Source organism: Shewanella sp. 10N.286.52.E4, from assembly GCF_041468785.1.
In the GTDB taxonomy this organism is placed as follows: Bacteria; Pseudomonadota; Gammaproteobacteria; order Enterobacterales; family Shewanellaceae; genus Shewanella; species Shewanella electrodiphila.
Genome location: NZ_JBFRJJ010000029.1, coordinates 22,262 through 31,535 on the forward strand (window position 1 = coordinate 22,262; position 9,274 = coordinate 31,535).

5 protein-coding genes are annotated in these 9,274 nt (G+C 43.3%); 3 read left to right on the forward strand and 2 right to left on the reverse strand.

The window, feature by feature from the left end:
- The first annotated feature begins 241 nt into the window (after positions 1-241).
- The 3 genes from AB4153_RS16995 to AB4153_RS17005 are packed head-to-tail and all read left to right on the forward strand — an operon-like array spanning position 242 to position 5,875.
- A complete protein-coding gene (locus AB4153_RS16995) occupies positions 242-1,348 on the forward strand; it encodes an efflux RND transporter periplasmic adaptor subunit (protein WP_371998205.1) in 1,107 nt (368 codons plus the stop codon).
- Positions 1,345-4,398, forward strand: a complete 3,054-nt coding sequence (locus tag AB4153_RS17000) for an efflux RND transporter permease subunit (protein ID WP_371998206.1) — start codon at positions 1,345-1,347, stop codon at positions 4,396-4,398. Before AB4153_RS16995 ends, AB4153_RS17000 begins: the two co-directional genes overlap by 4 nt.
- The gene (locus tag AB4153_RS17005; protein ID WP_371998207.1) at positions 4,385-5,875 is read left to right on the forward strand and encodes an efflux transporter outer membrane subunit; all 1,491 of its coding nucleotides are present in this window, start codon (positions 4,385-4,387) and stop codon (positions 5,873-5,875) included. Before AB4153_RS17000 ends, AB4153_RS17005 begins: the two co-directional genes overlap by 14 nt.
- 183 nt (positions 5,876-6,058) lie before the next feature.
- On the opposite strand, the gene AB4153_RS17010 is transcribed toward AB4153_RS17005, so the two are convergent.
- Both AB4153_RS17010 and AB4153_RS17015 read right to left on the reverse strand, forming a co-directional pair.
- Entirely contained in the window at positions 6,059-6,658 is a 600-nt protein-coding gene (locus tag AB4153_RS17010) for a hypothetical protein (RefSeq protein WP_371998208.1), read from the reverse strand.
- A gap of 64 nt (positions 6,659-6,722) precedes the next feature.
- Positions 6,723-8,927: an LruC domain-containing protein gene (locus AB4153_RS17015; RefSeq protein WP_371998209.1), complete on the reverse strand. Its 2,205-nt coding sequence runs from the start codon at positions 8,925-8,927 to the stop codon at positions 6,723-6,725.
- Positions 8,928-9,274: the final 347 nt, after the last annotated feature.

Sequence of the window (9,274 nt, forward strand, 5' to 3'; positions counted from 1 at the left end):
GTTACTCATGTTACCACATTGATATCAACAGGTGGTAAAACAATTAAATTTAAGATAAAACCTATTAAATATAGATAAATAATGAAAAATAAACATGCAACAGTTCAATTGTTGACTCATTAACTAGCCAATCCTCCGATGCTTGATTGTCTCATTTTATGAACAAGTCAAACTACTGATATACCGCTACCTAAATAATAAATATCTGAATAGAATCGCCTCAACAATTATGAGGTATTCCATGAAAATTAATAAATTCGCTAAATTGACTCAAATCGCACTTGTTGTTGCACTTGCAAGCGGCTGCAGTAATGAAGCAAAGATTGAAACTAAGCCAATACAACCTGTTTCAGTTATCACTTTAGGTGAAAGCAATATTAGCCACGACTTACGATTCTCTGGCGTGCTAGAAGCACAAGAAAAAGCACGCCTCGCTTTTCGCGTGACTGGTACTCTCATCGAAATTAATGTAGCGCAGGGTGAGCGTGTCAATAAAGGACAAGTTATCGCAAGACTTGATCCACATGACTATCAAGTCAGAGTCGCTGAATTAGAAGGCCGCTTAACTGAAGCCAACGCCAGTTATGACCAAGCTAAAAATGAATTCGACCGAACCCAAATTGCCATTAATGGTAATGCTATGTCAGATATTAGCTTAGATCGCGCTAAAACAGGCATGACTCGCGCTAAAGCTGCCGTAACAGTTGTCGAGCAAAATCTAGAGCAAGCAAAAGATGCATTAGCTTATACCGAGTTAGTCGCGCCATTCAGCGGTATTATCGGCCAGCGTTCATTTGATAATTTTGAACAGGTTTCTCCGGGCATCTCGTTTGTGACATTGCATCAACCAGAAAAGCTTCAGGCGATTGTCGATATCCCTGAAACCATGCTTCGAGCATTTTCACAAGGTCAGGCAGCACTTGTTTTCACCGATAGTGCAGGCAATCTAGATAAGCAAATAGCCATTAAAGGGACAGTGACTGAAATTGCCACTATTCCAGATCGCATTAAACGTACTTTTTCCGCAACAATTGCCCTTGATGAAAAGCAAGCAAACTTATACCCGGGCAAAGTCGTGAATGTTCGTATTGCCGATCAAACCATCGATCCAAATAGCATATGTTTACCTGCAGGAGCCTTAGTCAGCAGTCAAAACACTCCTCAAATAACCAAGATTGTTGATAACATCGCTAAGCGCGTTGATGTAGAAGTGATTAAGCAAGGTCGTAACGATATTTGTGTCACTGGTGACATCGCTAAAAATGATGTGGTTGTTGTCGCTGGTGGCGCATTTATTTATGACGGTAAGGCTGTTGAGAAAACCCTTCCAATGGGAGGCGTATTATGAACTTTGCCGAATTTGCCATAAAACAGCGCGTTTTTGTGTGCTTTTTTACGGTACTTTGCGTTATCGCAGGGATTTATTCTTACTTTGACTTAGGTAAATTAGAAGATCCTTCTTTTACCATTAAGACTGCTGTTGTCGTCACCATGTACCCAGGCGCATCTGCTGCTGAAGTCGAGAATTTAGTCACCGATAAAATTGAAACCAAGCTACAAGAAATGAGCTCGTTGAAAACATTGCGTTCATTATCTCGTCCGGGTGTTTCGATGATTTTTGTCGATCTTAATGAGACCGTGGTTTCAGAAAAGCTTCCACAAGAGTGGGATTTACTCAGACGTAAAGTCGATGATGTTAAATTAACACTGCCTTTAGAAGCACAGATTAACATCGTTCAAGATGAATTCTCTGAAGTCTATGGAATGCTATTTGCTATCAATAGTGAAGATGCTTCAGTGCAACAACTTAAAGATTATTCAAAAGAGTTGCAGCGCCGCTTAAAAGAAGTTGAAGGCATTAAAAAGATTGAATTACATGGGGTACGAGACCGTGTGGTCAACGTTGATATCAGTGATGAACGCATTGCTGAATCAGGCTTATCTGCTGTTCAAGTCTACAACCAATTGGCAAGCCAAAACTTACCCATTGATGCGGGCAGCTTTGACATGGGTATTGAACAAATACGCGTTGCGCAAACTGGCAGTTTCACTAATATTGAAGACTTAAAAAACCTCACTATTAAGTCAGGCGTAGGCTCACTTTCAAGTGGACTCATACGCTTAGGTGATGTGGCAGATATTTATTACGATTATAAAACGCCTTCACTAACAGAAAGTCGTTTTAATGGTATTCCTGCGATTACCTTAGCAGTAAGCCCTGTTAACGGTATTAACGTGGTGTCTTTAGGCGATACCCTTAAAGAAGTCATCGCTCAGTACCAATCAGAATTACCGCTCGGTGTGGACATTAGCACCATTGCCTTTCAACCTGATGAAGTCCATAAATCCATTACTGGCTTTATTAGCAACTTACTAGAAAGTATTGCCATCGTGGTCATTATTTTAATGATTTTCATGGGCTGGCGCAGCGCATCGATTGTCGGTGCAAGCTTATTAATGACGATTCTATTTACTCTCATTTACATGAACCTGGTTGGCGTAGACTTGCAACGGGTTTCTGTCGGTTCATTCATTCTTGCTTTAGGTATGCTTGTGGATAACGCCATTGTTATCACCGACATGTTTAGCAGTAAATTGAAAGCGGGCAAAGAACGCTTTATCGCCGCTAAAGAATGTATTAATGAAACGTCAATGCCACTATTAGCCGCGACTGTGATTGCAATCATGGGGGCGACTCCGGTTGTATTCTCGACCACTGATGCTGCAGAGTTTGCGTTGTCAGTAGTGCAAATTCTTGCCAGTTCATTATTGCTGTCATGGGTTGTTGCCATGACGATTACACCATTGATGTGCTGGGCATTCATTAAAGCCCCTGTTGAAACTGAACAGAAAAAAGAAACGACAGCAGCTAAAAAGTTTAAAGCGGCTATCACCTGGACCGTTGCCAACCCTAAGTACACTATTGCGATTATCATTCCAGCATTAATCGTCACGTTAGTGGCTACGCCAATGGTTAAAGTGAACTTTATTCCGACATCGGATCGCGCCATGGTCTTTGTGGATTATTGGCTACCAAACGGCAGTCGTATTCAAGATGTTTCTGAAGACATGAAACAAATTGAGCAATGGTTATTAGCCCGCCCTGAAGTTGACAGTATTTCGACTTCTATCGGTGCCAGTGCACCGCGATTTTCAGTCACAGTTGAGCCAGAACCGCTTGATGGTAGTTACGGTCAAATCCTGATCAATACCCATTCATTTGAAGATATTGAAACCTTAGTAGAAGAAGGTGACATTTGGTTATCAGAAACCTTCCCGCAAGCTCAGCCACGTTTTCGAGACTTAAAGCTGGCGACCTCTGACAAGTTTAGTATCGAAGCGCGTTTTTCAGGTAAAGATCCTTTAGTGCTTAAGCAATTATCTGATCAAGCACAAATTATTCTCGACCAGCATCCACATACCCGTTATGTCCGTGATGATTGGCGTCAAGAAAGTAAGGTCATTCACCCAATCATTAACCAAGAGCAAGCCCGCCTTGCAGGAATTAACCGTACTGATATCGCGTTAGCAATCAAGCGTGCCAGTGACGGACTTCCTATTGGTCAGATACGAGAATATGACACGTTAGTACCTATTATGTTGAAGTCATCAAATGCGAGTTTAGATGATCTAGGCGACGTTCCAGTGAGATCGCTTCTAGGTCTTCATAGTGTGCCTCTATCTCATGTTGTAGATGGTTTTGAAGTTCGCGGCGAGCAAAGCATGCTTTGGCGTCGAGATCGTGTACCGACGATTACCGTTCAAGCGGGTGTATTTGGTGACACTATCGGTAATGTTCGCAATGAAGTAGCAACACAAATTGAAGCCATTGCACTGCCAGCCGGTTACAACATGGAATGGGGTGGAGAGTATGCTGATGAGCGTGAAGCGATTGATGACATTATGCTTCAAACACCTAAAGCATTCTTAATTATGGTGATTATCCTAGTACTGTTGTTTAACGCGTTCAAACAACCTGCCATTATTTTGATCACCTTACCACTGGCCTTTATCGGCGTATGTTGGAGCTTAATCCTGTTTGATAAGCCATTTGGTTTTATGGCGTTAGTGGGTGCAATTGCCCTATCAGGCATGATCATTAAAAACGGTATTGTGCTGCTCGATCAAATCGAACTTGAGCGCAAAAATGGTGCCGTGCTAGATGATGCCATCATTAACTCGACACTCAACAGAACCATGGCGATTTCGATGGGCGCGCTGACGACTGCTTTAGGTATGGTGCCATTATTGAAAGATTTATTATTCGACCAAATGGCAGCAACCATTATTGGTGGCCTAGCCGTGGCAACAGTATTATCGCTCTTCATTATGCCAGCCTTATATAAATTGCTTTTCAAGCGCCAAGCACAACAGGAGTTAACTCATGAAAATGCGTAATATCTCATTAGTCATCGCCTTATTACTGGGCGGTTGTAGCATGACACCCGATTACAATGCGCCTGAATCTGTGGGATTAGATCAAGTGTATTTACATGCAGAAAATGCTGATAAAGCCGTCATTGAAAATGATTTGTGGTGGCAGAGCTTTAACGACCCACAACTTGATAGCTTGATTGCAGAAGTTCAGCAGCAAAACATTAGCATTCAAATTGCGGCGCAGCGGATTCAATCGGCGCAATCTTATGAAACCATGGTGTCGTCACTTAAGATCCCAACCGTCAGTCTTGGCGCAGGTGCATTTGATTATCGTTTATCTGAAAACGACTCATTGGCAGGCCCTGCCATTGGCGCTGAAATGATCGGCAAAGATCATAATGGCCTGATGGCTGGCGCTAATGTCAGCTGGGAAGTTGACTTGTTTGGTCGCCTCGATGCACTGAGTGATGCAGCAAGTATTCGCGTCCAACAAGCAGAAATACTTTCTCAAGGTGTAAACACCTTGATTACGGCTGATGTGGTACACAATTACTTGCAGTATCGTGGTGCTCAAGCGCGTTTAGCCATTGCTAAACGTAATATAAATGAGCAACAGCAAACATTAGAAATGGTGCAAAGCTTGGTTAACAGTGGCTTTGGTTCAGAGCTAGACTTAGCCAGTGCTCGTGCAGCATTAGCTAGCGTAACAGCAAGCCAAACATTGTTTGAAACCGCTGAAAAGGTGCATTTATATCGAATGGCCACATTATTGGGTCAGCATCCTCGTGACATAATCAGTCGTTTTGAAGCGGCGCCACTACCTACAGTAACAGGTCAAATCCCAACAGGGATGCCATCTGACATCCTTAAACGTCGCACAGATATAGCCTTAGCTGAACGAGAAATGGCGGCGATTAATGCAGAACTTGGTGCCAGTATTGCCAATCAGTACCCACAGTTTTACCTCACAGCAAGTCCAGGGGTGGTAGCAGAAAGCGCCGATGACTTATTCAGTTCTGACTCTGTAGGCTGGGCAGCAGGTTTTGGCGCAAAGTGGACCATATTTGATGGTGGCCGAAGTAGCGCAATGGTGGATATGCAGCAGTCGCGCTTCAAACAAGCCAGCCTTCGCTATGAACATACAGTGAATGCCGCGTTCAATGAGGTCGAAACCACGCTAATGAGTTACGGCAACAGCTTGCGTTTTTATCAACAGCTCAACATCGCAGCCGCCCAAACGGAAACGGCTGTTGAAAAAGCCAATAACTTATATAAAGCAGGCTTAATTGATTACATCCAAGTGCTTGATGCACAAAGACAAGATAACACGATGCAAGATGCAGTGGTGGTTGCACAGCTCAATATTGCCAGCAATGTCATTATGGTGAATAAAGCACTCGGCGGCGATTGGAACGTGGCAAACCAAGAGTCAGTGACGTCAGATAAGGACAAAGACAAAGATAAGGAGTCTAGCCAAGTTAACTCAAGCGCTGATTAATTTCAGTCTAGGCAAGAAAAAATCCCCTAATGCATCATCTTAATGTGATGCTCAGGGGATTTTAACGCGCTCAAACTGTCTTTTGGGGTCATGAGCCCAACGATTCATTTCATTCTTAACTCATCACTGTTAGCTAATCGACTTAGTTAATCAACTTAGTTAATCAACTTAGTCGATCATGCTTTAATCAATAGTAAGAGACTGCTCCTCAGCTTCCATATCATATGACCACATTTGATAAACAGGATCTGAACCATCATAAAACCACACCACAGCGACTAGGTTTTGTTGATGGTTTGCCACCAATAGTGCTTCAGATAAACTGCCTTCATCTAATGCACCACGTAATAAACACGATTCAAAGTTCACCGTAACCTCAGCACCATTTTGCTCAAATTGGTCACACAATGAGAAGTAACCTCGCTGGGTTGAATCAAGCGCCACATCAATCGCTAGCGTGAATGCCGCTTGTAAGTCAAAGTCAGCATCCACAACTAAGTCATCAATCGAAGTTGCTGGAGGCGTTGGCTCCGTTGGCGGTGTTTCAGGATCTGGGTCAACTGGCGTCTCCGGTGTTGTCGGGGTGGTAGGCGTCGTTGGTGTAGTCGGCGTCGTTGTCGTAGTCGTTGGTGTTGACGCTACTGGTTCTGGAGAACTATCGTCTCCCCCACCACCGCCACAAGCGGTTAATTGTGTCAGTAACATTGCCATTGCTATGCTAGTGCTGTTAATACCGAAACCTTGATTTTTCAGGTTTTTAGCTTGTTGAGTTAATGTTTTCATCGTATTCACCTTAAATTCCGTTTACTGCTTAATTGAGTTAAATTGATTTGCTGCAATAGCGTCATTAGTCTTTGAAAATTAACGAGTCAGTTGCATTTAAATACCAATATGGCTTGGTTTCACCTGACTCATCTGCTGCAAACTCAATAAACTCAATATAAGCACTATCAACACGTTGGTTTTCTGCAGGATGCTGCCATGTATCTGGTACTTCTATTGCCCAGCTCATGCCATTTTCATCTTGGAAATAATGCCCTTGCGAAGCGGCAGAAGCATCGTCGTGCATGCCTAAAAAGCGCGTATCGAATAAGTCTGTTGGTGCTTTGTTTTTTAGATGAATTTCTAATTTACGACCCGGGTTTTGACCATCAGTAATATTTTTAGCCGCTAAACTATGGTCAGTTCCTGGGGTTGCAAAAATAAATGGGTCATAGGGAAACTCTGGCATATCATCAACATGAACAGAGTCAACAAAGGGTACGGTCATCTGCCAAGTTGCGCGGTACTGGGTGCCGCAACCTGGTTCGGTTCTGAAGTATAAACAGTCATTACCGGGTGTGGCGTGTTGCCATAAATCTTCACTGAATAACAACACTGCGTTAGTTTGGCCTGCTTCTAACGGCGAGGTGGTTTGTTTAACCCCTTGCATGCTCCAGTCAATCGCAAACTCTTGCACATTACCGCGGCCAATATCAGGTAACTGCACCGCAAAACCATTGTGGTAGGCTGCACCCATTGCCACTAGCTGTGCATCAAACGCCACTCGGCGAACCATATCATTTTTACTAAACTGGCTAATACGTAGCTGCATGACCACATCGTTCATATCAAAATCGCCTTGATATGGGTATAAATCCTCATAAGCTAACGTGGTGTATTCAGAAGACGATGGGTAGTAGCTGATAGTGATACCGGTTTCGGTAACAGTAATTGGATAATCCTCTACCTCACCATCGCTCACACCACCTGTTGGCAGAATGTCCGCCACCGAACTGAGACGGAAGCGAGCCCATGTATCACCTGTTGTAGCCCAGTTTGGAACATCAATTGATAACGTAGTGGTGCCCGCATTGACTGAACGCGCTGCAATGACTTTTTCATCAGTATCGAATTCGCCATTTTGGTTCCAATCAATCCAGCCATTTAAAAAGGCAGCATCGCCTTGGGTGGTGACAATCAACATGGCACTTTCACCAATCTCAAAACCTGTAGGCATGCTGATACCGTCATCATCATCAATGCCATCACTTTCATCATCAGAAAGTGGCGCTGGGTACCCATCGGATTCGTTGTCCACTAAGCTACCTAACGACATGCCGGCAACAATACCGTGTCGAGCACCATTTGAGTCAATCAAGGTGCCGTAGCTGTCAGGTGCGTCACCAAAGTCGACACTGTCACCCACTGGGACTTCAGCGAGCGCACAACGAGCACCATCATTAGAGGTTGATGACGGACCATAAGAGAAGAGTTCAGCAGCGGGGTTGTCACTATCAACGTTGACTTTATACACGTTACCGTCGCCGTTGTTACTTAAATAAAGGTTACCGTCTGGATCAAAAAATTGTGCGCCAAAAGTAAAGCTACCACTGCTTTTAGTAATAACCGTTGCAATGGTTTCAGCTGCACCTGTGCTTGGGTCAATTTTGATTAATTTACCTGTACTCCCGTTAGTCACGGCATACAAAAAACCGTTGCTTGGATGAAAGGCAAAATCTGTTACGTTGTAGGTGGCATTGGCTTTACTACCTGGGACAATGTTCATTGGGTGATCGTTACCATCAAGCGGGACAGTAAATAAGCCTTTATTTTTACGGTAGCCGTACCACACGTTTTCGTTAATGGCGACGTCACCAACATAGAAATTTCCAGCTGCAGCAGCTGAACTGTCTTTTACGATAGTTAGTGGTTCAACTTGATAATCCTCACCCACTTTACCCACAGTGCCATGTTCATAATCCCAGCCATATAGATAATTATCTAGATAACTGAAACCCACACCATTAAGTGACTTAGTAAGCCCCATATCAGGTGACAATACGGTGTAACTACCTGTGCCTAATTCAACCCCGAAGGTTTTTGGCACACCTGATGGTGTTTGCACAATAAAGGCTTCAGTTGGACACGCTTCAAAAGCTTCGGCAGCATAGGTATTGGCACTAAACAATGCCATGCTAGTACCAATAGCAATGCTACTGAAGCTTAAAATTTTGATCATCTTAGCGTTCAAAGCATTGGCGTTTACGGTTTGTTGTGTCGGTATTTTCATATTGCATCTCGCTATTCATTATCAGGATGTAACTTGATAATGCACAGTGAGTGCCAACTTTAATTACCCAACAAATACATAAACTTAGTTGATTACTGGAATTATTTATTGTTTTATAAATGCATTCTGCAACGCATTCTGAATGTGAGAGTTTGTGATTTTTAAGGTTGAGAATGGTTTGAATTAGTTCGATATGTATTGTTCCAAACTTTGTTTGGATTAAAGTCGAGATTAAAGTCGTGGCGCTTCGCCCACACCCGACGAAAGGGAAACAACAGCATTTCCCTTTTCGATATCCCTTGCCGCTCCGACGAAGTGTTGTTCCTCATGCTACAGAGCTAATTTAC